The organism is Candidatus Berkiella aquae (genome assembly GCF_001431295.2).
Lineage (GTDB): Bacteria > Pseudomonadota > Gammaproteobacteria > Berkiellales > Berkiellaceae > Berkiella > Berkiella aquae.
The window spans coordinates 2,290,217-2,313,985 of sequence record NZ_LKAJ02000001.1; the positions used below are offsets into that span (position 1 = coordinate 2,290,217).

Genomic DNA, 23,769 nt, shown 5'->3' on the forward strand with positions numbered 1-23,769 from the left:
ACGATACCGCTTGCCATCGTGATGGATCTCAATTTTCTACCTGATCCATTCGCCTTGCGACAATCGCTGGTGCGATTGCTTTTAAACCATCAACGAGTTTTTGTGATTCTTTTTCAAGTTTTATAGCAAACTCATCTATTCGGCGCCGAAAATAACGATGAAATAAAAGGCAAGGAATCGCAATAAAAAGACCAAAAGCCGTTGTTAACAGTGCTTGTGCAATCCCGCCTGCTAAAGCTTGTGGATCAGGCGTTCCTCCCAATACGGCAAAAATTTGAATCATACCTAACACAGTACCTAAGAGCCCCAGTAAAGGCGCTGCAGAGGCGATGCTACCCAATGTATTAAGATATCTTTCTAGCTCAATAATGACTTGACGCCCTTGATCTTCCATCCGTGCCCGCATCACACTCACGCCCTGCTCAGAATGCTGTAAGCCTCGCGATAAAATCAGCCCTAGCGGACTGCTGTTGGCAAGCTCAGATAATTTCAGTGGTTTTGCTTCTCGCAATACAAGGCTTTTAAGCACATGCTGAACTAAGTCGGCTGGTGCAATTTTACGTTCTTTTAGCACCCACATTCTTTCAACAATGATGGTTAGAGCGATAATAGAACACCCCAACAGCACAAACATTAACCAGCCTCCTGCCAGTAATAAGTCAACCATTTCACTCTCCTGATGTGACTAGGGTATGCCAGTACTTTAAAGAAGTGTCGCGCCAACGAATAGGGGGTGTCAATTCATCTTTATTATTTAATTGAAAAATCACCGCACCGCTTTGGGCAATAACAATATTTTCACTGCCCACCTTCCGATATCGTTCTAGAATTTCTGTTTTAGGAAAGCCATAGCGATTATTAAATCCCACTGGAAACAAAGCATATTTTGCAGCGACTTGTTTAACAAATTCAAATGAGGATGACGTCAAACTACCATGGTGCGGCACAACGATAATAGAACTGGATATTAACTCAGGCACCGTTGCTAATAACGTTTGTTCTGCCGCTTTTTCAATGTCGCCTGTCAATAAAACACTTTGCTTTTGCGTCATCACTTTTAAGACACAGGAACGATCATTTCTTTTCTTATAACCTGCTGCCGTTGGACTGAGTATTTTAAATTGCACCCCATCCCATTCCCATGCAGAAGGTGCAACACAGTATTGTGCTAGTTGAGTCAAACGCTCTGGTTCACTGGAAAGAATGTGTCCTTGTAAAAGAGGATGCAAACTATTTAATCCACCCCGATGATCTAAATCACCATGGCTGATGATAATACTATCAATTTTTTTAATTTGCTGTGCTTGTAAATAAGGTTTAATCACCCTATTGCCGGCATCATTTTCACTGCCATATTGAGGCCCCACATCATAGAGTAAAACATGATGTCGTGTTTGTATGACAACAGCTAACCCCTGCCCTACATCTAGTACACTTAAGCGAAATTCTCCTTCTGGAATAAGATTGGGCTGATAAAAAATCATTGGCAAGAAACCAAACCAGCCCAACATTTTTCCTGGCAATCCTTTGGGACCCAATAAAACAACTGCCCCAAAAAAGGCAAGTAAGCAACGAAATATCGGCATGGTTCCAGGTTGCCACAGTGCCCACGAACAGTCTGCAATTTTTTCTAATATCAACCAAGTGTAAAATAAAGCTTCATGAGCAATATTGAGCGCCAATGAAGCTAATGAAGACGAAAGTGGCAATAAAATTAGGGCTAATAAGCTAGGCGGAATCACCAAAAAATTAATAATAGGCAAAGTAATAAAATTTGCCAAAGGGGATAGCAAAGCTGCTTGACGAAAGAAAAAAACCCCCAAAGGGAATAATCCAATGAAAACGACCAACTGTGGCATAACCCACTTCTGCCAACGCCCCATGCTATGGTGTTGTGTGCTACCATAAATTAATGCAGCAACACACCCAAAGGACAGCCAAAAACCCATTTGTAAGGTTGCCAAAGGATCCACTATACCCATTCCTAGCCATGCTAATGCTAATAAATGCCAAGAAAGCGTTTTTTGTCTGGTTACCAATGCAAATAAAGCAACTAAAATCATCGCTAAACTACGCTGACTTGGGATCGAAAAGCCTGCTAATGCACAATACAACGTCGCGCTTAACATAGCAGCGACTGCACCATAAAATTTAGCCGGACATAATAGGGTCAAAACCGTCACTCGCCTGGCAATCCAGGTCACAAACCCTCCAAACAATAACGCGACTAAACTGATATGCAAACCCGATATAGCAATAGCATGCGTTGTTCCTGTCATTGAAAATACTTGCCACTGTCTGGGAGGAATGTTCTTATAAAGTCCTAATGTTGTTGCTTGAATGACACCCAGTAATGGCTTTGTTGCTAATATTTGCGCTATCTGTTCATTCAAATACAGCCTCAAACGCGTGATGGATTTTTGAGTGCAAAATTGAATAGAGTGGATGGCGACCAGTTTACCAACGGCTCGAATTTCTTCGATAAAAAATTGTTTTTGCTGATCAAACCCTCCTGGATTTGCTAAATGCCAAGGAGGTTGTAATTTAACCGTTGCGGTTATCTTATCTCCTTCTTTTAACCATTCATTTGCCTTGGACCAATATAAGCGAATTTTGGGTGTCGCAGGTATCCGCTCATGATTAATCTCTTCTACTGCCAAATCAAATCTCAATGTTTGTTCATACCATTGACTGATCCCCATCACCGTTCCTGTGACCATTAACGTTTCTCCCCAGTAAGCGGGTTGCAATGACCAGGCAAGCCGAGTACTCGCATGTTGATAGGTAAAGCAAAAACCGACTATGCTTGATAATAGGAAGAAACTTAAGCGCTTAAGTAATAATTTGTTAGTTGATATACAAACAAATAAAAGCGAACTGCTAATTCCCCCATATACCACATAATCAATTTGAGGAAGGGTAGAAAAGAAATTGAGCAACGTCGCACCCAATAACGTACCTAGAGCAAATAGGATCAACATCAACTACATCCTTTTTGTATATTGATTGCGCCATGTCTAAAAAACTCTTTAAACGGTTTCTACCAGATACAAAAAAAATTAAAAGCGATAAACACCTACAAATTTTTGGTAAATTAATCCATGATCCCAATTTATGGCACTTGAATCGCTATTCCGTTTCAATGGGATTTAGTGCGGGTTTATTTGCAGCATTAATGCCCCTCCCCTTTCAAATGCTATTAGCTGCCACTCTTTCAATTCTTTTACGTGGCAATCTACCTATCGCTATCGCCTTGACTTGGGTAACCAACCCTGTAACAACACCCCCAATAGCATATTTTTGTTATTTAGTAGGCACTTTCGTCCTACAAACCCCACCACAGCATTTTAAATTTGAACTTTCATTTGAGTGGTTAATGAAAGAAATTGGTGGGATTGGTTTACCTTTTGTTGTGGGCTCCGTCATTGTTGCCATTGTTGCTGCTATTTTGAGTAATATTATTATTCGTTTAATTTGGCGTTGGGCCATTATTAAAGCATGGCGCGAACGACACACCGCCCGCAGTCTAGCTCGTCGTAAAAAGAAGAGCACACGTAAAAAAAAGCGAACAAAACCCCCTATTTCTTAATATAAGTTATTCATATTATTTCAGATAACTTGAATAATTCAGGCACTTCTTTATAATGCTGACAAACCTCCTATGTAGTAATCCGTGTATATGCCCAAAAATAAAACGCAAGACAAAGAAAACACGCCTCCCCAGCAAAAAAATGCTAATCAAGGGGAAGGGGATCAACTTAGCGATGATACTTCCTATTCAGAAGACGAAAGCGAACCGGTCGTAAAACCCAAACGCCGACGGAAAAAAAATAGAGATGGCGCCTATAACCCTCGTGGTAAAAGCAGAGCCGTAAACACCACTGAATTCACCACTGAAAATTTAATTCGTTTAATGAAAAGCGCAACGTCTCCTGCGAAGAAGGTCGCGATTATCAACACAACGAATGCATCCGTTTGTGAAGATGAAACGGTATTGTTTACGCCAAAGAAAAAGCATTCATCGATATTACTGAAATCACCCCAATATAAATTATCAACACCAGATGCAGGCCCTAAAACGTCTCATCTGGTTACCCCGCTTGGCAGTAAATTATATCCTTCTCGAATTATTCAATGTGATGACGGGGTTGTGAGTGTCTTTATCTCCGAAGACAAAAAGGCTCAAAAAGAATTAACTATCCCTGATAAACCAGCAGCCTGGATCAAAAAATCTCCTATTCCTGCTGCTAAGATGACTGGGATGGTTGATATAGCAGTGACAAAAAAAGCTATTAAAGCGGTAGAAGCTTTAAAACGTAAACGCAAAAAAGCGGGTGAAAATCCTCGTAAGATTTCACAAAATGAGGTTATGGGTATCGCTGCAACCCAAGCATTACGCAAAGCTGGGGTTGAAATTAATGATGGTGAAGCCCAACATTGCCATTTTCTTTCCCATGAATTTTTTGGTGACAAATCACAAACAGTGCAGAATATGGGCATTGGAACCCGTCAAGCTAATGCGGCAATGGAATTGGTAAACCGCGCTATTAAACGACTGCTCTACATGAAAAATGGCCCTGCAGTAATTTATGTTTCAGCAACCCCTGAATGGGTTCCTGGGTTCGAGAAGGTGCGCTGGTTAAAGAAATTAACTCTCACGATCAAAGATGGTGCTGGTAAGAACTTTAAACACTCCGCTAAAGTGACATTCAATATGTTAACACTTTCTCCCGTTTGCCTCTCTGATGTACGGCCTGTGCGTGATAGTATTATTGCTAAATTTTCTGGAAAAGTACGGCAAAAACCTGTGGCGCCCGTGAAGCCTATGACACCACCTACCGTAAAATTGCGAGCCGCGATCAATTCTCCGTATTCCACACCTAGCAAGGCATTTCTAACAAAGCTGCCCACTCCAACGGATTTATCTTCTCCATCGAAGTTAAAGCCCGCACTAGTACCTGCATTCGAGCTTGCAAAAGCAACCGCTCAAGAAGAAATAACGATGGAAGAACAACGCAAGAAAATAACGCCACGAATCATTTTATTTTAATTGTTTTGTAAACCACAAAGTCAAATCATCATCAACAGGATATGGATGTCCTGCAATAACCTGCTGATATTGATAGGTAAGTCCCCGACCATCTGGCACATAATGTCGTTTGATATAAAGGCGCTGTGCCTGACCATAATCAGCGTTCATACCTACAGCTATACCCACCATTTTATTGCCCCACCTAGCGGCTTGGCGTTCGGCAGTCTCTAGTAGTAACGTTCCCGCCCCCTTTTTACGATGATAGGGCAACACATTAAGATCGCTAATTTCGGGAATATGCTTTTCACGAAACGGTTGATAGAGCGAATCTCTTTTCAACGTAACATACCCCACAAAAGTGTTTTGCTCCGTTACTATCCAAATAAAGCGTTGTTGATTAGCTTGCTCCTGCAAATATTGTAAAAACAATGTACTAGGCTTATGCCAACCAATTTGGGTAAATGCCGCCACAATAGTGGAGATTTGATTTTCTTCTAATGGTTTAACTTCCAGCATTTATCTATCTCTGTAATTGACTATACTGAACCATAACACGGTCCCAAAGAACATTCATAATAGCATGCCAAAAAAGTGGCTCCAGCAAATATTGCCAACTACTGATAAAATTAAACGTATTCCACAATTACGCTATTTTGGGAATTTTATTCATAATCCCAATTTTTGGCATCTGAATCGCTATAGTGTTTCGACTGCCGTGAGTATTGGGATTTTCATCTCGTTTATGCCATTTCCAGGGCATATGCTGATGGCAACCTTTATTGCCATCTTATTACGCGCAAATTTACCGATTTCCATCCTACTAGTTTGGATTTCTAACCCGCTGACTATTCCACCCATGATTTATATGTCTTATAAAGTCGGTACGCTTTTATTACACTTAAAACCCACCCCTTTTCATATTGAGATGACTTTTGGTTGGCTTTATCATGAATTACAACATATTGCTGCACCGCTTCTGGTTGGCTCATTTATGTTGGGGATGCTTTTTGCATTGATTGGTAATCTTTGGGTACGACTTTGGTGGCGCTTTCATGTTGTCAGAGCTTGGAATCATCGCAAAAAGCAGCGCACCGCTTCTTCTCATGTCATCATTTAATCACATTCCATTTTCTTATATTCTTAGTATTATTATATAATCTAAAATGTTCGAATATAGTGCGATATACGGTAACTCATCGTTGTATGAATGGATTATCACTGAAATATAATTAAATCTATAATGTTATACCTCTGATGGGTCTTCTCTGAATGGATTGGTAAGAGAACTGGTACTACCTAGTTTAATCATTAAACGGGCTCATCACTACTTGAAAGAGTGGTGGTGCCAATCAAGTTTTCCCCCTCTTGTTTTAACAATGGATTTTAACAATGAGGCATTTACCATGAAAGCATCTGGACCATCTTCACTTATTTCACTCGAAAAACCTATTTTGCCGACTTTTCTTCATTCACCTAAATTACCCACTAACAGTTATAAAGATAGAATAGGCAATCAACAATATTTTTATACTCACCAAGATTTTAATGAATACTTACTAAAAAAAGAACAGGAACTTAAGAGTGCTTATAAAGCAGAAAAAAGAAATTCTGATTCAAACGAAAATTCCGACAAAGAAAATGAAGCAGAAATGCCTTCTGCCTTCTTTAAAACTGAAGTAGGTGGCGGTGGTAAATTAACAAAGAAGGATCTCATGAAACTTGCTATTTCTTTTGAACAGCACAAAAAAAGATTTAATCTAGATCAACCCAATCCATTTGTTACCCCAAAACAAAAAAGACACCACAAATCGAAAAAGAAAATGTAAGAATAGAAATGAAGCAAGGACGCTTTTTCTTTCTACGACTCACGACCATTATGCTGCAAAGCCAAATTTCTCTGCTGGTAGTGCTGCAGGATAGTGCTGCAGGACATCCACAGAAGGCTTGTTACGAGACAGCCACAACAGGGCTTGTTACGGGACAGCCACAAAGCGCTTGCAAACATCACCATTTAAGAATTTTTCTGAGTATATACATCAATTCAAATGCCAAATATTACTTTTCTGACGAGTTTCCTTATTACACTTCTGATTGGACTGGACATACACCTGAGTTATGACTACTATTCTAAGTTGAATGATTCAATAGGGGGCAATATGGCAAAAAAAGTATTTAAGCGCATAATGCCTTCACCTCACAAGCTTCAAAATAATCGAAGTCTCAAAATGCTCGGGAAGTGGGCCACTGATCCCAATCTTTGGTTTTTAAACCGCTCCTGTGTTGCAACAGCAGTTAGCATTGGACTGTTTGTTGGATATATTCCATTACCTGGCCATATGATTGTGGCAGCTATTCTTGCCATTCTGTTTCGCGCTAATCTTGCCATAGCCATTGTATCGTGTTGGGTAGTAAACCCTCTCACGATGATCCCTATGTTTGGCTTTGCTTATGCTATTGGAGCAAGTCTGCTTGGCTATTCTTTCCAAGATTTAGACTTCCATTCATGGCAAGTTTTGTTAGATGTATGGCAGCCTCTTACTTTAGGTTGTTTGATCTGCGGCACCTTCTTAGCAATCATCGGCAATCTACTGGTACGCACCTACTGGCGCTACACTGTTGCTAAAAGTTGGGAAGAACGCCAAGTTCGTCGTAGCATAACCACAAATGCCATCGAATTAGCTGATTAATCTGCAGGATATCATAATCCATTTACCGAGCAATCCGCAGGACATCCAATTGGTTAAAACCTTTTAAAACGTTATAATCAAATATTTTGGATGTCCTGAATATCATGTTTAAGGTTTACGTAAGGCATTATCTAACTTCAGCAGGGATCGCCTACTTCCATCAAAATTGGTTTCCTCGAGTTCAATCAATCATGAGCCAACAAAACGGGTATATTTGCGTTGAGCATGATGCTCAACAAGATAGTAATGATTGCATCAACATTATAGTTGTATTTCAAAATGAAACTACATTACAAGATTGGGCTGCTCATCCCGAACATGACGATTTGGTAAACGCTTTAGATCCTTATCGAAGCCGACATTATTGGGAAGTCGCAATCGTTGATTATGAAAAATTTGTTCCTACAACTCCAATCTGGGAAAGAATTGAAGCCATCACACATTTTTAAAATGAAGCAACATCCGAATAATATTTTTTTGTTACTATAAGCCCTTTGGGGGTTTTGCAATGATAATTCCGACCAAAATCTATTAAGACTGCAGTATGACCAACCGCATAAGAAAAATTTGTTTGTAAATTTTTTACCATACTCAGCCAAGTACCAGGATTCAAATGTAATCTTGATAAAATTGGAGCAATATCTTGCGGAATAGCTCCTCGCTTACCTTCTCGAAAAATTCGTCCTGTTGAATCAACTAATTGCAAATAATCAGATAATGCAAAATCAATGCACTGATTACCCATTGTTAGAAAAGGCATTAAATGCTTAGGTTGTTTTAAGCTATTAAGCTTTTTTGGACTTGCTTCGTCTTTAAGCTGTTTTGCTAAACAGCTTAATCTATCTTGAATGGATGTAAAATCAGACGTTTCGGGTGTAAAAGCCATACCCGCTCGTATAGGGTTTAAATCAACATAAACCATAGCACTTAATATCGCACCTTCATCCAATAAGGCTTGTGATTTGAAACGCCCTTCCCAGAATCTTCCTTTTTTGTCATCTTCTTTATTGGAATGTCTAGCAATTGATTCATTTAAACATCGCATAAACCAACTAATGTCCATTAGTCGTAAACGCCATAATGCAATTTTATGCTCTATTTCATTTTTTGAGAGCATTTTGATCGATTTTGCATCTTTTGGAAATAATTGAGCCCATCTTGCAATTACCTCTTCAGGTTTCCAAGCTTGAGATTCGGAATCATTCACAAATAAAACCAAATGATAATGGTTACTCATGACAGCATAAGCACATACTTTGATAGCAAAAATAGAAGCTAAATGTTTAATACGTGAAACAATCCAAGGTTTACGGTGAGAGTAATCATGCCCTGTTTCATTATCGTGTCCGCAAAGGTATGAACGGCGCACACAGCGCATCATACAATGGTAATAATGAGAAATAGTTAGATCAATTTGAAAAGAACGTGCAATGGTCATACAACAACATCCTGTACTGCAATTTGTATAATGTACAGTAATCATGTTGCAATTTCAAATACTCTTTTTGGATGTCCCTCAAAAAAATAAAAAAATAGGACATCCAAATCGTGGAAGATTATGGATGTCCTGCGTTCTTCTGCGTTCTTGTTCTCTCTCTGGATGTCCTGCGAAATAACTTATAACGACTTACTGACCTTCACGGAGGTTACCGCGTTCGATGGTAACGATACGATCCATGCGCTTTGCTAAAGATAAATCATGTGTTACGACGACAAAGCTAGTATTGAACTCTTGCGTGAGTTGCATCATCAGATCATAAACTTGATCGGCACTTTGATTGTCTAAATTACCTGTTGGTTCATCTGCTAAAATACATTTTGGTTGTGTCACTAATGCACGAGCTATAGCCACCCGTTGACGCTCCCCTCCAGATAATGCTGCAGGTTTATGGGTTTCGCGATGACCCAGTCCGACTTTTTCTAATAATATTTGGCTACGTTTCTTTGCCGTCGACGCAGAAAGTCCTTGGATCAACAATGGCATACAAACATTTTCCAAAGCCGTAAATTCTGGTAGTAAATGATGGAATTGAAAAATAAGCCCTAAAACTCGATTACGTAAATAACCCCGCTTACGATCCGACAATGCATGTAAGTGTGTATTATCCAATACCACCTTACCTTCAGATGGCGACTCCAATCCACCTAGCATATTAAGCAAAGTCGTTTTACCTGAACCAGAGCGCCCAACAATCGCGACACTTTCTCCTCGTTTTATCGCAAAGCTAACATCATTCAATACGGGAACAATTTTATCGCCATCCTGGTAATGCTTTTTCAGATTTTCACAATATAAGATTGGATCTGTTTTAAGCGTCATGACGTAAAGCCTCCGCAGGTTGAACATTAGCAGCCCGCCAAGCAGGATGAATGGTTGCTAATAAACTCAATACCATTGCAGAAGCTGCAATTAATAACACATCTGCATATTGTAAATCCGATGGTAAAAAGCTAATAAAATAAACATCGGCAGATAAAAATTTCACTCTGAATGCACGCTCGATCGTTGCGACTAAATCTGTCACATTTAACGAAAGCGCAACCCCCATGACCACACCCAAAATAGTACCAATCAAGCCAATAATCGCTCCTTGGCAAATAAAGATGGCCATAATTTTTCGAGCAGAAGCACCCAATGCGCGTAACACACCAATATCAGCCCTTTTATCAGTTACGACCATCACTAAGGTGGAAATAAGGTTAAAAACGGCTATCGCTAATATCATGATCAAGGTGAAAAACATCATCGTTTTTTCCATTTTCACCGCACTAAAATACGCACTATTAAGAACGGTCCAATCAATCACGTTATAAAAGCCATGCAGCTTCTCATGCAATTCTTTAGCAATTCGGGGCGCAGCAAAAGGATCTTTCAAACGCAACTGTATCCCGGTTACCCCATCTTGTGTCTTAAATATTTTTGCTGCATCTTGGATATGCATAAACGCAAATCCACTATCATAGACATAGCCCACTTCAAAAATACCTACGACTGGCAAACGTTTTAAACGCGGTGCTGCTCCCATCATTGAGACATTTATTTCTGGGATGACTAATGTCACCATGTCGCCAATATTCACACCAAGCGTTTTCGCTAAATAAGATCCTAACACCACACCAAATTTACCAGGCTGCAGATCTTCCACTTTGCCAGCCTTTAACGTGCTATGTAGTGGGAATACAGCATCAATCGCATCGGGATCGACCCCTTTTATAACCACTCCCCGCACTTCGCGTCCTCGGGTAAGCATGCCTTGGCCATCAACGTAAGGACCTACTGCTTCTACATCTGGATGTCCTGAGACCTGTTTAGCTAATCCTTGCCAATCTTTTAGTGGCTCTCCCCAACCTTCATTAATCATCACGTGAGGTGTCACACTTAAAATGCGCGCTCTAATTTCTTTGGTAAAACCATTCATTACCGATAAAACAGTAATGAGGACGGTAATGCCCAAAGCAATACCCAGCATCGAAACAATTGAAATGAAAGTGATAAAATGATCGCGGCGCTTGAAATTGGTGTAGCGTGTACCAATGAAAAGGAAAAAGGGTCTAAACATAGTGTATTTATACCAATATGATGAAGGCTCTAGTATACCTTAAATATAGAACGAAAACGCCCATTGATTGACAGTAAGATAGCTCTCTGGAACAATGCGTGTAACATAAAATCAATAGTAGTTAACTAAATATCTTATTATGAATAATACTCGTCTACCCGCAGAATGGGAAAAACAACATGCTATCCTGCTCACCTGGCCTCACGAGCATGGCGCTTGGGGCAAAGATTACCATGATAGCATTGAACCGGTCTTTATTGAGATTACTCGCGCAGTTGTGGCAACCCAAACAATTATCATTGGCGCATTTGATGCGACTCATCAAAACCATATCCATACCGTATTAACAGCATCAGGTATCCAGCTAGCAGAGGTCAAAACCTATATTGTTCCTTCAGATGATGTTTGGGCACGCGATCATGGCCCCATCACGGTATATCAGGGCGACAAATCTGTACTATGTGATTTTCAATTCACCGGTTGGGGAGAAAAATATGCTTATCAACTCGATGATCAAATTCCCAGCAAATTAGTGGCTTCTGGGTTACTTTCAAACTACGGCTATCAGGCAATCCCCTTTATTTTAGAAGGTGGCGCAATTGACTGCGATGGCCAAGGGACATTATTAACCACAGAACAATGCCTTCGAACTCAAGCAAGGCATGCCGATTTAACCCGAGAAGATATCGAAGCATCACTGGCCACCTACCTTGGTATTAAAAGGGTACTTTGGTTAAGTGATGGACAATTAGCTGGCGATGATACCGATGGCCACGTTGATACCCTTGCACGCTTTTTCGATGCAAATACCATTGCTTATGCCTCAACTGATGATGAAAATGATCCTCACTTTGCCTCTTTAAAAGCAATGGAAAGAACATTACAAAGCTTCAAAAATAATGTTGGCGAACCCTATCAATTGGTTAAGTTGCCTTTACCATCAGCTATTTATGATGCCTCCGGCAAACGCTTGCCAGCAACTTATGCCAACTTTCTATTCTGTGACCAACAAGTTTTAGTGCCCATCTATCAAGATCCAAAAGATGAGCAAATCTTGGCAACTTTTAAAGCACATTTTCCAGATAGGAAAATTGTTGGTATCGATTGTTGTCATGCCATTGAACAATATGGCAGCTTACATTGCCTAACCATGCAGATCCCTGCATTTTCTCAGAGGTAACTATCACATGGTAGAGAACAAAACCCTTCGTGTCGGTATTGTACAAGATCTGGGTTACCAAACCCCTCAACAAAGCTATGACAGCATTGAAAAACACCTGCGTGATTGCAAACAGCAAGGCGTACAATGTGTTTTACTACAGGAATTACACAGTCATTTGTACTTCCCACAAACAGAAACCGTTGATCACTTTGATTTGGCTGAAACTATCCCAGGCCCAACAACCGATTTTTTGTGTCGCTTAGCAAAAGAATTACAACTGGTGATTGTCAGCTCTATTTTTGAAAAGCGAGCACCCGGGCTTTACCATAACACTGCCGTTGTCATCGAAAAAAATGGTGAGATAGCAGGCTTATATCGAAAAATGCATATCCCCGATGATCCTGGTTTTTTTGAAAAATTTTACTTCACACCCGGTGATTTAGGATTTACCCCCATAGATACCTCAGTTGGCTCACTAGGCGTTTTGGTTTGCTGGGATCAATGGTTCCCAGAAGCAGCAAGGCTGATGGCGCTACAAGGGGCAGACGTATTACTGTATCCTACCGCTATTGGTTGGAGTGATGAAGATAATCAAGCTGAGCAACAACGTCAGCGAGATGCTTGGATCACCGTGCAAAGAGGTCATGCAGTCGCTAACGGGTTGCCTGTCTTAGTCGCAAACCGTGTGGGCACAGAAGAGAATACCCTCTTTTGGGGTAGCAGCTTTATTGCAGCTCAACAAGGTGAAATACTAAGCCAAGCGAATCAAAATGATAAAACTGTCTTGGTTGCCGATCTTTCTCTCACACGAACCGAACACGTACGACGCATTTGGCCCTTTTTACGCGATAGACGCATTGATGCCTATAGCGATTTAACCAAGCGCTTTTTGAAATAAACAAATACAAATAAGTACAATAGTAGCCATATACAATGATAGTTATATTAAAATCATCTATTAGCGAAGGATCTTTGGATTACCAATATACCTTACAAGCACTCCAAGAAATTCCGAATATCGAATTAGAAATTCGCACAACCCGCGGGCTGCAAGAAACCGTTACTGAAATTTATTTAATCGGTGATACTAATAGCATTTCTAAAGAAAATATTGAAGCATTGCCCGGTGTAGAAAAAGTCATTCGCATTTCTAGCGAATATAAAATTCTGGGTCGTCATCATAATAAGAAGAGCTTTGAATTTACATACAACACGGTGACTTTCTCACAAGACAATTTACATATTTTTGCAGGCCTATGTGCCGTTGATACCAAAGAGAGTGTTGAGCTAACCTTTAAATCATTGCAAGAGCATCAACTTGTTTGTGCCAGAATGGGGGTTTATAAACCTCGCACCAGTCCCTATTCCTTTCAAGGCCTAGGAAAGGATTGTTTACCTTATGTATTTGAACTCGCCGGAAAATATGGCATTAAAGTGATTGCCATGGAAGTCACCCATGAGAAGCATATTGAAGAAATTAATATGGCTCTCAATAATGCCGGCAATGCCACTGGCGTCATGTTACAAATAGGTACTCGTAATGCACAAAATTTTGAATTACTACGCGCGGTTGGCCAACAACGCGAACTACCTGTTTTATTTAAACGCGGTTATGGTATTACCTTAAGCGAATCATTACATGCCGCAGAATATCTTGCACATGCCGGCAATGAAAATATTATCTTCTGTTTACGTGGGGTAAAATCCTTATTTGGCAATCCCCACCGTAATTTAGTCGATTTTGCTCAAGTCCCAGTTATTAAACGATTAACACGAATGCCAGTTTGCGTTGATCCCTCTCATTCTGTTGGAATTTCAGGCAAAGCACCGGATGGGATCTCTGATATTTATCATGCAACGGCACAAGGCATCATTAGTGGCGCAAATATGGTGTTAATCGATTTTCACCCTAATCCACCGCGAGCGATTGTCGATAGTAAGCAAGCCGTTCCAATGCATGATTTAGGTTGGTTTTTAGAGGATATAGCAATTTCACGTCGCGCCTATGAAGCTCGTAAAGCGCTTGCTTTACAAAAATCCTGAGAACGCCCATGCAAGAAATTACGGTATTAAATCCACCCCTACCAAAAAAAAGTCATGAGAAAATGTTGTGGGGTGGGCTGCATGGCGCGGCAACTGCCATGACGATTGCGCATGCCGCAGCAAAGGCCAATAATCCGTTAGTCGTTATTACACCCGATACCCAAACAGCAAACCGTCTTGAACGTGAGCTTAAGATTTTTCTGCCTGATGATTTAGAGGTATGGCATTTTCCGGATTGGGAAACCCTTCCCTATGATAATTTTTCACCGCATGAAGATATTATTTCTGACAGATTATTAGTGCTGAGCAAATTACCCAGCATGAAAAAAGGATTGCTGGTTGTCCCCATGACAACACTCCTTTATCGCCTCACACCAAAAACTTATGTTGGCTCACAAAATTTCAGCTTAAAGGTTGGGCAAACCTTTGATTGGGAAACCACAAGAAGACAATTAGTTGAATCAGGTTATCAATGCGTTTCTCAAGTGATGACACATGGTGAATTTGCCACCCGCGGTAGCATTATTGATATCTTTCCTATGGGTTCAACTAACCCGGTGCGAATCGACTTATTCGATAATGAGATTGACTCATTACGAATATTCGATCCCGAAACGCAGCGCTCAGATGAAAAGATTGAATTACTTAACTGCTTGCCTGCCCGAGAATTTCCGCTAACGCCAGAAGCCATTGCATTATTTCGTCAACAATGGCGAGCAAAATTCACAGGGGATCCAACTGCTTGCAGTATCTATCAAGATATTAGCCAAGGAAAACCCTCTTCAGGTATTGAATATTATTTACCGCTCTTCTTTGAGAACACCAGCACATTATTTGACTACATGCCCCTTAATGCAACCATTATTCGTTTTGATAAATTAGAGCCTGCTAGCCAACAATTTTGGCAAGAGATCAACGCGCGTTATGATCAATATCAACATGATATTCAGCGACCTATTTTACCACCGCAAGATTTATTTATCGCAACCAACGAGTTGTTTGCCAAATTAAAAGAATTTGCACAAATAGAAATCAGTGAAAACGGTACAACTGATTTTCAGACACATTCTATTTCGCCCATGCCAATCGAACCAAGACAAGAAAAGCCATTAAGTGCATTGCAGGCTTTTCTTGCAACCCAAAGTGGTCAAGTACTCTTATGTGCAGAATCGCCTGGGCGTCGGGAAATCATGTTGGATTTATTAAAACGTCATGATGTTCATCCTAAATTATGTAAAGACTGGCAAGAATTCTTTGCAAGCGATGAACCTTTAGGGTTAATCGTTTCACCTATTGACGAAGGCGTTATTATTGATTCTCCTAAAATGGTCTGGATTGCTGAAAGCCAACTTTATGGCCAGCAAGTTATGCAACGACGTCGTCGCAAAAAAGAAACCAAAGATTTCTCAGAACAAATTAGAGATTTAAGCGAGCTGATTATTGGCGGACCAATTGTCCATATTGATCATGGTGTTGGGCGCTACCGAGGTCTGGTGCACTTAAGTGTCGATAGCATCGCTGCTGAATATTTACTCATAGAATATGCTGATAATGACAAATTATATGTTCCTGTCGCCTCCTTGGAGCTAATCAGCCAATATAGCGGAGCACAGGTCTCCAATGCTCCTCTTCATAAACTTGGCACTGAACAATGGGATAAAGCCAAAAAGAAAGCCTCGCAAAAAGCCTATGATGTGGCCGCTGAGCTGTTAGATATTTATGCTAAACGTGGTGCCAAAAAAGGCCATCAATTTGAAATGGCCGATGCGCAATACTTCCAATTTGCTAGCAGTTTTCCATTTGAGGAAACCGAAGATCAAGCCAAAGCTATCACCGCTGTCTTAGAAGATATGCGCAGTGAAAAATCCATGGACAGACTGGTCTGTGGTGATGTTGGTTTTGGTAAAACCGAAGTCGCCTTACGAGCAGCCTTTGTTGCCGTTCAAGATAGCAAACAGGTCGTTTTACTTGTGCCCACCACCTTGCTTGCGCAACAACATTATGAAACGTTTGTCGATCGCTTTGCTGACTGGCCTGTGCGCATTGAAGTTTTATCCCGCTTTCGTTCTAAGAAAGAACAAGAGAAAGTATTAGCAAAGCTTGCAGCAGGCAGTGTTGATATTATTGTTGGCACTCATAAATTAATCCAAGAAGATGTTAAGCTTAAGAACCTAGGTTTAGTCATTATCGATGAAGAGCATCGCTTTGGTGTCAGACAAAAAGAACGCCTTAAAGCGCTACGTCAGGAAGTCGATATATTGACTTTAACGGCAACACCGATTCCTCGCACACTGAATATGGCATTATCTTCTTTGCGAGATTTATCAATTATCGCGACACCACCTGCAAAACGACTCAGCATTAAAACGTTTGTTCGCGAATACCATAAGCCCTTAGTCCTTGAAGCGATTATGCGAGAATTGATGCGTGGCGGGCAGGTCTATTATTTACACAATGATGTTGAAACAATAGAAAAAGTCACACGAGAACTGAGTGAAGAACTCCCTCAAGCACGTGTTGCTTATGCGCATGGTCAAATGCGTGAAAGACAATTAGAACATGTTATGTCTGATTTTTATCATCAACGCTTTAATGTCTTAGTTTGCACCACGATTATTGAAACCGGTATCGACGTTCCTAGTGCTAACACAATCATTATCGATAGAGCAGATAAGTTGGGTTTAGCTCAATTACATCAGCTACGTGGCCGTGTTGGGCGTTCACATCACCAAGCTTATTGCTATTGCCTCACTCCACCACAAAATCGCTTAACGGCTGATGCGAATAAACGTTTACAAGCGCTAGAATCATTAGAAGAGCTTGGTTCAGGTTTTACATTAGCATCTCATGACTTAGAAATTCGAGGCGCCGGTGAGTTATTAGGTGAAGAACAAAGTGGCGATATGAATGCGATTGGCTTTAGCCTTTACATGGAGCTACTCGATAGAGCAATTCATGTCTTAAAATCAGGTAAAAAAGCGGATCTTGATGCCCCCTTACGGCAAGGTACCACGATTGATCTACAAGTCTCTGCTTTGATCCCTGAGGATTATTTACCCGATGTGCATACCCGTTTAGTGCTCTATAAACGCATAGCCAATGCAAAACACGATAATGAGCTTAATGAAATACAGGTTGAAATGATCGACCGATTTGGCCTTTTGCCAGAGGCAACCAAAGATCTCTTTAAAATCTCTAGCCTCAAGATCAAAGCACAACCTTTAGGGATCAAAAAAATAGAAGCTTCTACCAATGGTGGTAAAATTGAATTTGAAGCCATTCCCAATATTGATCCCGATAAAGTGATACAGTTGATCCGCGATTATCCTAAAAATTATAAATTTATGGGCCAAAGCCAAATTAAATTCATCTTTGACATGTCAACACCCCAAAGACGTTTTACAATTGTAGAGAATATCTTACGATTATTAGTCACATAACGATAAGGATATCATTATGAGTAAGGATGTCGTCAAACTAGTTAAGACCCTTCGGCTCCCTTTATTTGGTGCACTGTTATTAACCACACTTTCAAGTCTTGCCAACGAGAAATGGTATCATGTTGAAGTAATCGTCATTGAGGCAAAAGATAAAAGTGCTTTAGCAGAAGAATGGCCCCTCAACCCCGGTAAACCCTCCATGGCTAATGCCATTGAACTTGGCACTGATTCGGCTACAGATTTCAGCTTATTAAAAGAGAATGAACTCACCCTAGGTCGAGCCAAAAAACGTCTTCAGCAACATTATCGTCTCGTCATGCACAAAGGCTGGCGACAAATGCTTTCTGATAAAGAAAACGCCACCAGCATCCATTTATTAGGTGGTCAACAGTTTTCAGATAGCCTTGCAGAGAATAAAGGGTATGAAGTGGATGGCATGATCAAGCTTTCTGGAGGAAAATTCATTAATGTCGATGCAGATTTACTCTTTCATAAACCGATTAAATTAGTTTCCCCAACGAATCCTGAATTGCCCCCTTCTGAAAATACCGAAGGCACGGCACGATTTGCTGAAGTCTCATTGAAAAATTGGAAAAATGAATTTGGTGCGCGCTTACAAGCTTTTCGCTTAAAAGAATCCAGTCGATTAAAAGCAGATGAAATGCATTATATTGATCATCCTTTATATGGGATCATTATTGTCGTTTCTCCAGAAAAGAGTGCTGTATAAAGCACTCTTTTCGTGTACTAACAGCTTTTGATATACACATAATCTTATTCCCTTTATCTTTTTCCTGCCCATTTTAGCGAATTTTCATGCCTGTGTTCATTAATCAATGCTAAAATAATATCAAATTCATATTCAAGGATATAAACACGATGGCAATCTCCGGTATTACCTTAGAATCACAAAATAAAGAGTTTGATAACTTATCTAAAAGCTCTGCTATCTCCCCAGAATCAATGGAAAAAATTTCCACAGCAATAACTTCTTTCGATTTGATGGAGCGTGAACAACTACTTAATGAAATAAATAATGAGCTGATTGAATTTTCCTTGTCACTTTCAACCCCTCAAGATTTAGACATTAGCAACATTGGGGCTACTAGACCCTCTTCAAAGTTACTTGATTTTTTACGCCAAAATAGTGCCACCTTACAAAACCTTAATTTTTCCGCTAATAGTTTTACTTCTTTTGATTGGCTCAGGAAATTTACCCTACCTAAACTTTCTTCACTCAATATCAGTGGAAATCCTATTCAAAAAGAAGAATTGGACCAACTTCATATGAATTTCTTTATGATTGAACTCATTACAAAAGACCAATCCACTCCCTCCATTCCAAGCCTTAAAGAGGCTAAACCGCTGACAATTCAATACAAAGCGCAAGCTGCTAAAATTCCCCAACAAATTGATACTGAGATAAAGGCAACACCAAAAGAGGAAGCGCATAAACCTAAAGGCATTAAAGGTTTCTTTAAAAAATTATTTTAATCACTTTTTGAATGTTCTTGCAGATTGTGTGGGAGTGGCATCAACCTCAACTTTGGTTGATGCTCGATTCGTTTCGGGGTGGCTATAAGTGCTAAATATTAAACTTTTAGTTCTATCATTCTTAGCTTCTGATGTTTTACTTGCCTCTTTTCCTTTTGCCAAAGATTGTTCACTTTTCGTTTCGGAGTGGCTATAAGTGCTAAACATTAAACTCTTAGTTCTATCATTCTTAGCTTCTGATGTTTTACTTGCCTCTTTCCCTTTTGCCAAAAATTGTTCACTGGAAGCCACATCTTCTTTTGATAAATGACCTTTAGCTACTAACAACTGCGAAACATTCAATAACTCTTGCAAGACTTCTTTACCTGACGGACGCTTCGATGGATCATTATCTGTCATTTTTGCTTGTATTTGCTTTAATCTTTCCAATACTATTTTATCATCCGGTTTTGTTTTTTCTATCAGTTCATTGATTACAACGCCGAGCGAATAAAGATCGGTTTTATTAGAATAACTTCTATCTCTTTTAATTATTTTATCGAATTCAATTTCTGGTGCTTGGTATGCTTCTGAACCTCGTTTAGTCATATCCTGTATTTTCAAATCAGTCCCTTGACATTTTCCTGCACAGCCAAAATCAATCAATGTACATTTTTTATCAATCGGATCCCAAATCATATTTTGTGGTTTAATGTCACGATGTAAAAAATGATGATTTTCATGCAAGTCGGTTAATGCTTCGACCGCTTTTAATGCCATTAACACCGTCTGCTCTAGTGGCAACCCTTCGCTATCACTGGTAGCCAATTTCATAACATCCGTATATTCTTTACCTTGAGCATAAGGCTGAATACTAATGTGCATAGATTGATTTCCATTCTGAATCTTCAGCGTGCCATGCAACTGCTTTAATTCTGACAAAGTCGCATTTTCGGTATTTTGTTGAGAAACTTGTCCGTGGATTTTATTATCTTGACCTTTAACCATTTTTAGTACTGACCACGATTGATCGGCAACATTTTGTACCAAAAAGGCTGCAGCGGTTGCACCACTACCAATAGGAGAATGCATAACAAATGCCCCACCTTCTTTGGTGAGAAATATGGTTTTATTGTTAACTTTGATGTAATTATTTTCTTTCCCTTCTTTCATAGTATCTAATTGAGTAATTTCATCTTTAGTTAGAATAGATAACTTACCATTATCTAATGGATGCATTGTATTAGCATTTACTGCGGAGGGTAATCTTTCTTTACTTTGATTTTTATTACCATTTTCCTGCGATATTTTAGCATCAGGATTTATTTTATGATTGATAACATTCATAACTTCATTCATCGTTGGCCGTTCATTGGGATCAACAGCTAACATGTTTGCTAATCCTAACTTTGCCAAATCTAACTTAAATTCATTTTGCAGCATTATTCCCATAGCATAGACATCAGATTGTACTGAATTAGTAACTTCCTTTGAAAATTCAGCATCAAGTTGTTGTTTATGCTGTTTTGCTACTTGAAGGGCTGTCTCATATTTACTTTGAAAATTGATAATTCTCGCTTGAAAGTCATCAATTTTACCATCAAGAATTTTTGCTTTATCTCTATTTGAACAGAAATCTTTTACTGCATTAGCGGCCATTCCATGATAGCCTTCATTCGGAGCGAAATGCTTTGTTTTTTCAATCAATTCTTCTTGATTGGTGCCATCATATTCTTCTAAAAGCGCTAAAACTTGCTGTTTATTATCCCGATTAAAAATACTTAATCCTCCTGGATCAATAGCAAACATCATATCTATCGTTTGCGAACTTTCGCCTAAGACTTTTCGTTTTTCTACTTGCAGATCTTCAACAATGGCTTTAGCTTCTTGGATAAATTCACCTTGCTTTTTAGCAATTCCTTCTTGTGCTTGCCAAGCTCTACCGGCTTTAAGAATTTCTTCTCTACCCAGTTCGGGTGACATATACCCTGGGCTACCAAATGGTTTGGCTACAATGGCATCCCCTTGTAATTTAATAGCGCCTCCGAAATCAATAACATTCACATTTTTAACATTACCCTTTTCATCCAGCGATGCCATAAAATTGGCACCTTTGATATCTCGATGCAAGATCCCTTTTTCATGCATCTTGGCAACCGAAGCGCAGCATTGTTGTGCTAATTTTAATTTTTGTTCTTCAGTTAGTGCTTGCTTTTTTAATACGGATTGCAATTCACTGCCTTGATACAAGGGTTGAACAACATAGCGCTTATTGCCAATCATTTGTCCCATTGCTTTAGATTGTTTTGCTTCCCGTTCTCTGACAAAATCAGCTTTTGCAGCTCCCATTTCTTTCATCAGATTAATTTCGGTGTTTAATGAAGATTTATCAGCCATTACTTTGATAGCTAATCGTTCACCTTGTTCATTCTCCAGAACCTTAACTTTTCCCTCCATCCCTTTTCCTAAAATATCTCTTGATACTCTATAAGCTTTATTTTGACCATTCTCATTAAGAATGATATAAGAATGACCTAATCCTGGATGATCTTTCTTGCTTAATTTTTGAGTTTTATTATCAACAATCAATTGATTAACAATATCCCATTCATTTTCCTTTAGTTGTTGCTGCGCATGACTTTGCTTGTTGGCCTTTGCTATTGCTTGATCACAGTTTTTAAAAAAACGATCTTCAAGGACATTATCCCCTTTAATCATTTTTTCTAGTTGCAATTTAACTGACGTTTCAATATACGGGATCTCTTTTCCATTCGCTAAAGCATTTTCAAATTTAGATAAAAAAGCTTCACATTGCTCTTTAGAGGATAATTTCGAATCAATTCCAGCGAATGAAATTTCTACAAAACCTGAGACAGGCAATGGTTTAGTTGTCTTTGCATCATCATTTGTTTTTGATAGTGCTTCAATTTCTTTATTATAATTCGAGTCCGCTTTCTTTGAGTTCTTTCTAAGATATTTCAAAGCATTATTAAGAACCATTTGTGGCGTTGCAAATGAACGAAGCGCTCTACGATTAAACAATTTACTTGACTTATTCTCTTTTGCACCTGCTTGCAAAACCCATCCTGCCACTTTAGAACAGTTCGTTCCCGTTAATGAAAATTTATCATGTGAAATAGCGACTTGCTTCGCTCTGTTTAACATTGGTTCCAAATCTAAGGCACCATTTTTATTTTCACCATTCTTAGAAGCCAAGGGAATTTGTACAATATGATCAGGTGGCAAGCCATATGAAAAATTATTTCTTAACAATTCTTGATTTTTTGGAATATGGTTTTCGTAATTAGCTTTCAAATTATCAAATTCAATATCAGATTTATCTTGCAACTTTTGACATAATTCAGCAATTTCATCTTTAGAATAATTCATAAGATTGGTAGCTGAGATCATTTCCAAACCCAGCAAATTTTTATTTTCAAGAATTTTTTCCGCTGTTTTAGGGGTAATTTGTTGCCAACGAGTGAAGTCTGTTTTAATCATCTTCAGAATTTCACTTTTTTGTTGTTTAGCCATTTCTTGGATGGTTTGCATCAACTCAAGATTTCTGGGTGAATTTTCAAAATCACTTTTGCGCTGGTTAATTTCATTTGTTAAAAAATTGATTTCTGCTGAAGTTATTTTGGGAGGTTTTTTTACGTTATCTTTCCATTGAGGGTACAATCTATCAAGTAAAATGACATCTGTTTCTCCAAGTTTATTTGTTTTTGCGACAACACGGTCTAACCTACCCGCAGCAAATCTATAATTATCTAGCTCTTGTATATATTTTTTGAAATTGGCTATATTTTCAAACGCTTTAAATTCAGCATCTGATAAATTACCACGTTGATGGATAATTTCGTCAGGGCCTAAAGTCATCGTTGTACGTCCGATTAACCCCTTATAACTTCTTTTTTCTGGTTGAAGTTCAGCTGCCCATTTCGGATCCATTGCAAAATTGACACCAGCGCGCTCTTCAATTGAATCTATGATAAAGTCTCGATCGAGTGTAACTTCATCATTTGACCAAGCACTGATATACACTTCATAAACTTGTTGGCCATTTGGCAAAGTTCTCTTTTCAAAGGGTAATACTTGATTATTTTCATGATAACAATATTTATCAATTAAATTTTGTGCTTGTTCATCGGCTGGAAAGGTTAATCGAACAGCAGCATGCCCAATGTTACCACCCATAAATTTGGCGCGTAATTGAAAAAGGAGCCCATTACCTCCACCAAACTCAGTACCCCAGGTTATGACTTCTGCATAACCTGATTGGATTGTAGGACCATTTTGCATACAAACCCTCTCAATATCATTTATTTAGAGTGTTAACAATGAAAATGGTTCTTAGATTATTAAAATTTAT

Annotated in this window: 19 protein-coding genes; 12 read left to right on the top strand and 7 right to left on the bottom strand. The window is 39.2% G+C overall.

Annotated elements, in window-relative coordinates:
• Window positions 1-28: 28 nt before the first annotated feature.
• Window positions 29-667, bottom strand: a complete 639-nt coding sequence (locus tag HT99x_RS10165) for a MotA/TolQ/ExbB proton channel family protein (protein WP_075065024.1) — start codon at window positions 665-667, stop codon at window positions 29-31.
• Window position 668: 1 nt separating this feature from the next.
• Entirely contained in the window at window positions 669-2,981 is a 2,313-nt protein-coding gene (locus HT99x_RS10170) for a DNA internalization-related competence protein ComEC/Rec2 (RefSeq protein WP_075065023.1), read from the bottom strand.
• A gap of 32 nt (window positions 2,982-3,013) precedes the next feature.
• Here HT99x_RS10170 and HT99x_RS10175 point away from each other — a divergent pair, with 32 nt between their 5' ends.
• Together HT99x_RS10175 and HT99x_RS10180 are read left to right on the top strand one after the other, a co-directional pair.
• Window positions 3,014-3,589, top strand: coding sequence for a DUF2062 domain-containing protein (locus tag HT99x_RS10175; protein WP_075065022.1), 576 nt, complete (start codon window positions 3,014-3,016; stop codon window positions 3,587-3,589).
• 90 nt (window positions 3,590-3,679) lie between these two features.
• Window positions 3,680-5,050 (top strand): hypothetical protein, encoded by a 1,371-nt coding sequence (locus HT99x_RS10180; protein WP_075065021.1) that lies wholly within the window; start codon window positions 3,680-3,682, stop codon window positions 5,048-5,050.
• Here HT99x_RS10180 and HT99x_RS10185 read toward each other — a convergent pair.
• Complete coding sequence (locus tag HT99x_RS10185; protein WP_075065020.1) at window positions 5,042-5,548, bottom strand: GNAT family N-acetyltransferase; 507 nt, start codon at window positions 5,546-5,548, stop codon at window positions 5,042-5,044. The two genes, HT99x_RS10180 and HT99x_RS10185, sit on opposite strands and share 9 nt — an antisense overlap.
• Window positions 5,549-5,612: 64 nt before the next feature.
• Here HT99x_RS10185 and HT99x_RS10190 point away from each other — a divergent pair, with 64 nt between their 5' ends.
• The 4 genes from HT99x_RS10190 (at window position 5,613) to HT99x_RS10205 (ending at window position 8,168) form a co-directional block, all read left to right on the top strand.
• Window positions 5,613-6,149, top strand: coding sequence for a DUF2062 domain-containing protein (locus HT99x_RS10190; RefSeq protein WP_075065019.1), 537 nt, complete (start codon window positions 5,613-5,615; stop codon window positions 6,147-6,149).
• A gap of 286 nt (window positions 6,150-6,435) precedes the next feature.
• Entirely contained in the window at window positions 6,436-6,858 is a 423-nt protein-coding gene (locus HT99x_RS10195) for a hypothetical protein (RefSeq protein WP_075065018.1), read from the top strand.
• Between the two features lie 330 nt (window positions 6,859-7,188).
• Window positions 7,189-7,719, top strand: coding sequence for a DUF2062 domain-containing protein (locus HT99x_RS10200; protein WP_075065016.1), 531 nt, complete (start codon window positions 7,189-7,191; stop codon window positions 7,717-7,719).
• 191 nt (window positions 7,720-7,910) lie between these two features.
• The gene (locus HT99x_RS10205; protein WP_259566308.1) at window positions 7,911-8,168 is read left to right on the top strand and encodes a hypothetical protein; all 258 of its coding nucleotides are present in this window, start codon (window positions 7,911-7,913) and stop codon (window positions 8,166-8,168) included.
• Here the strand turns inward: HT99x_RS10205 and HT99x_RS10210 are convergent.
• The 3 genes from HT99x_RS10210 to HT99x_RS10220 all read right to left on the bottom strand — a co-directional run bounded on the left by HT99x_RS10210 (window position 8,165) and on the right by HT99x_RS10220 (window position 11,279).
• On the bottom strand, window positions 8,165-9,157 hold the full coding sequence (locus tag HT99x_RS10210; RefSeq protein ID WP_259566310.1) for a transposase: 993 nt from the start codon (window positions 9,155-9,157) through the stop codon (window positions 8,165-8,167). The two genes, HT99x_RS10205 and HT99x_RS10210, sit on opposite strands and share 4 nt — an antisense overlap.
• A 189-nt stretch (window positions 9,158-9,346) precedes the next feature.
• Window positions 9,347-10,039, bottom strand: coding sequence for a lipoprotein-releasing ABC transporter ATP-binding protein LolD (gene lolD, locus HT99x_RS10215; protein WP_075065013.1), 693 nt, complete (start codon window positions 10,037-10,039; stop codon window positions 9,347-9,349).
• Window positions 10,029-11,279 carry a lipoprotein-releasing ABC transporter permease subunit gene (locus HT99x_RS10220; protein WP_075065012.1) on the bottom strand — a complete coding sequence of 417 codons (1,251 nt, stop codon included), beginning with the start codon at window positions 11,277-11,279 and terminating at the stop codon, window positions 10,029-10,031. The genes lolD and HT99x_RS10220 overlap by 11 nt, the downstream gene beginning before the upstream one ends.
• A gap of 139 nt (window positions 11,280-11,418) precedes the next feature.
• On the opposite strand from HT99x_RS10220, the gene HT99x_RS10225 reads away from it, so the two are divergent.
• From HT99x_RS10225 to HT99x_RS10250, 6 genes are all read left to right on the top strand, one after another.
• The gene (locus HT99x_RS10225; RefSeq protein WP_075065011.1) at window positions 11,419-12,459 is read left to right on the top strand and encodes an agmatine deiminase family protein; all 1,041 of its coding nucleotides are present in this window, start codon (window positions 11,419-11,421) and stop codon (window positions 12,457-12,459) included.
• Between the two features lie 7 nt (window positions 12,460-12,466).
• Complete coding sequence (locus HT99x_RS10230) at window positions 12,467-13,339, top strand: nitrilase-related carbon-nitrogen hydrolase (protein WP_075065010.1); 873 nt, start codon at window positions 12,467-12,469, stop codon at window positions 13,337-13,339.
• A gap of 35 nt (window positions 13,340-13,374) precedes the next feature.
• Window positions 13,375-14,484 carry a 3-deoxy-7-phosphoheptulonate synthase gene (locus tag HT99x_RS10235; RefSeq protein WP_075065009.1) on the top strand — a complete coding sequence of 370 codons (1,110 nt, stop codon included), beginning with the start codon at window positions 13,375-13,377 and terminating at the stop codon, window positions 14,482-14,484.
• Between the two features lie 8 nt (window positions 14,485-14,492).
• On the top strand, window positions 14,493-17,924 hold the full coding sequence (mfd, locus tag HT99x_RS10240) for a transcription-repair coupling factor (protein ID WP_075065008.1): 3,432 nt from the start codon (window positions 14,493-14,495) through the stop codon (window positions 17,922-17,924).
• A gap of 16 nt (window positions 17,925-17,940) precedes the next feature.
• On the top strand, window positions 17,941-18,654 hold the full coding sequence (locus HT99x_RS10245; RefSeq protein WP_075065007.1) for a CsiV family protein: 714 nt from the start codon (window positions 17,941-17,943) through the stop codon (window positions 18,652-18,654).
• 233 nt (window positions 18,655-18,887) lie between these two features.
• The gene (locus HT99x_RS10250; RefSeq protein WP_259566315.1) at window positions 18,888-19,418 is read left to right on the top strand and encodes a hypothetical protein; all 531 of its coding nucleotides are present in this window, start codon (window positions 18,888-18,890) and stop codon (window positions 19,416-19,418) included.
• Here the strand turns inward: HT99x_RS10250 and HT99x_RS10255 are convergent, their stop codons facing one another.
• The gene (locus HT99x_RS10255) at window positions 19,419-23,699 is read right to left on the bottom strand and encodes a protein kinase domain-containing protein (protein WP_075065005.1); all 4,281 of its coding nucleotides are present in this window, start codon (window positions 23,697-23,699) and stop codon (window positions 19,419-19,421) included.
• Window positions 23,700-23,769: the final 70 nt, after the last annotated feature.

Coding starts and splice junctions, on each gene's coding strand:
- HT99x_RS10165 (WP_075065024.1), bottom strand. CDS start 667: ATGGTTGACTTATTACTGGCAGGAGGCTGGTTAATGTTTGTGCTGTTG.
- HT99x_RS10170 (WP_075065023.1), bottom strand. CDS start 2,981: ATGTTGATCCTATTTGCTCTAGGTACGTTATTGGGTGCGACGTTGCTC.
- HT99x_RS10175 (WP_075065022.1), top strand. CDS start 3,014: ATGTCTAAAAAACTCTTTAAACGGTTTCTACCAGATACAAAAAAAATT.
- HT99x_RS10180 (WP_075065021.1), top strand. CDS start 3,680: ATGCCCAAAAATAAAACGCAAGACAAAGAAAACACGCCTCCCCAGCAA.
- HT99x_RS10185 (WP_075065020.1), bottom strand. CDS start 5,548: ATGCTGGAAGTTAAACCATTAGAAGAAAATCAAATCTCCACTATTGTG.
- HT99x_RS10190 (WP_075065019.1), top strand. CDS start 5,613: ATGCCAAAAAAGTGGCTCCAGCAAATATTGCCAACTACTGATAAAATT.
- HT99x_RS10195 (WP_075065018.1), top strand. CDS start 6,436: ATGAAAGCATCTGGACCATCTTCACTTATTTCACTCGAAAAACCTATT.
- HT99x_RS10200 (WP_075065016.1), top strand. CDS start 7,189: ATGGCAAAAAAAGTATTTAAGCGCATAATGCCTTCACCTCACAAGCTT.
- HT99x_RS10205 (WP_259566308.1), top strand. CDS start 7,911: ATGAGCCAACAAAACGGGTATATTTGCGTTGAGCATGATGCTCAACAA.
- HT99x_RS10210 (WP_259566310.1), bottom strand. CDS start 9,157: ATGACCATTGCACGTTCTTTTCAAATTGATCTAACTATTTCTCATTAT.
- lolD (WP_075065013.1), bottom strand. CDS start 10,039: ATGACGCTTAAAACAGATCCAATCTTATATTGTGAAAATCTGAAAAAG.
- HT99x_RS10220 (WP_075065012.1), bottom strand. CDS start 11,279: ATGTTTAGACCCTTTTTCCTTTTCATTGGTACACGCTACACCAATTTC.
- HT99x_RS10225 (WP_075065011.1), top strand. CDS start 11,419: ATGAATAATACTCGTCTACCCGCAGAATGGGAAAAACAACATGCTATC.
- HT99x_RS10230 (WP_075065010.1), top strand. CDS start 12,467: ATGGTAGAGAACAAAACCCTTCGTGTCGGTATTGTACAAGATCTGGGT.
- HT99x_RS10235 (WP_075065009.1), top strand. CDS start 13,375: ATGATAGTTATATTAAAATCATCTATTAGCGAAGGATCTTTGGATTAC.
- mfd (WP_075065008.1), top strand. CDS start 14,493: ATGCAAGAAATTACGGTATTAAATCCACCCCTACCAAAAAAAAGTCAT.
- HT99x_RS10245 (WP_075065007.1), top strand. CDS start 17,941: ATGAGTAAGGATGTCGTCAAACTAGTTAAGACCCTTCGGCTCCCTTTA.
- HT99x_RS10250 (WP_259566315.1), top strand. CDS start 18,888: ATGGAAAAAATTTCCACAGCAATAACTTCTTTCGATTTGATGGAGCGT.
- HT99x_RS10255 (WP_075065005.1), bottom strand. CDS start 23,699: ATGCAAAATGGTCCTACAATCCAATCAGGTTATGCAGAAGTCATAACC.